The following is a 1,171-nucleotide window of genomic DNA, read 5'->3' on the forward strand; positions in this document are numbered from 1 at the left end:
CGGCGCCATGTGCCGTCACTACGGTTACCCCCGCGAAGCTCTCCTTACCATGATCGAGGGGCAACTTCAGTGCGGGGAATCGGATAGCGCGGAAAGTGACTTCGAACTGCACAGAACGGCCGACGGCGAGGCCATCCAGGTCGTCATCGAATCCCGGCCTCTCGTCTATGGTGAACGGGCAGCGCACGTTTCCGTTGCCTTCGACGTGACGGACAGGAACCGGGCCCAGGAGAAGATCAGCTATCTGGCGCGACACGATGCCCTGACGGAGTTGCCCAACAGAACGGCCCTGGATGAACACCTTGGATCCGCAATCGAACGAGCGCGGATCACCGACAGCCCCTTCGCCGTGCTCTGCATCGATCTCGATCATTTCAAGGAGATCAACGACCTTTTCGGCCACGCCGTCGGCGACGCCGTGCTGCGGGAGACCTCGAGACGCCTGCAGGAGGTGGCGGAAGGCGCCTACGTCGCGCGCGTCGGCGGCGACGAGTTCATCGGCATCGTCGATCGGCCTCCTTTACCCGGAGCCGCAGAACTGCTGGCCACGCGCATGCGCACCCAGTTCGAGCGGCCGATCGAGATCGACGGTCACGCGCTGAAGATCGATCTCTGCGTCGGAATAGCCCTCTATCCACGGGATGCCAACGACGCGGTCTCGCTGCTGGCGAACGCCGATGCCGCCCTCTACCGCGCGAAGCATGAAGGGCGGGGTGCCATCCGCCTGTTCACCAGCGCCATGGACAAGCAATTGCGGGAGCGGCGGGCGCTGGACCACGATCTGCGGGCGGCCGTCGAGCGAGGAGAGCTCTTTCTGGAATATCAGCCGCAGCAGCACCGGGACGGCACGCTGAAGGCCTATGAGGCGCTGGTCCGCTGGCGTCATCCTCTTCGCGGCATCATTCCGCCCGGGGAGTTCATTCCGGTCGCCGAGCAGAGCGGCTCGATCGCGCAGATCGACGACTGGGTCTTGATGGAGGCGTGCAGGGAGGCGGCGTCCTGGACCGAACCTCTCAGGATCGCCGTCAACGTCTCGGCGGCGCAATTCCGTCGGGAGAATCTCGATGCGCATGTCCGCAAGGCGCTGCGCGAGAGCGGCCTGGCGGCATCGCGGCTCGAGCTTGAGATCACCGAAGGCGTGCTGATCGAGGACATCGCGCGCGCCAAGAAG

At 64.8% G+C, this 1,171-nt stretch carries 1 protein-coding gene; it reads left to right on the top strand.

Going from position 1 to position 1,171, the window contains the following annotated elements; genetic code table 11:
• Positions 1 to 49: 49 nt before the first annotated feature.
• Positions 50 to 1,171: putative bifunctional diguanylate cyclase/phosphodiesterase (locus XI06_RS12910; protein WP_271605483.1), on the top strand; the 1,122-nt coding region annotated here is incomplete at its 3' end.

Origin of the sequence: Bradyrhizobium sp. CCBAU 11434 (genome assembly GCF_028128895.1) — a bacterium.
In the GTDB taxonomy this organism is placed as follows: Bacteria; Pseudomonadota; Alphaproteobacteria; order Rhizobiales; family Xanthobacteraceae; genus Bradyrhizobium; species Bradyrhizobium zhengyangense.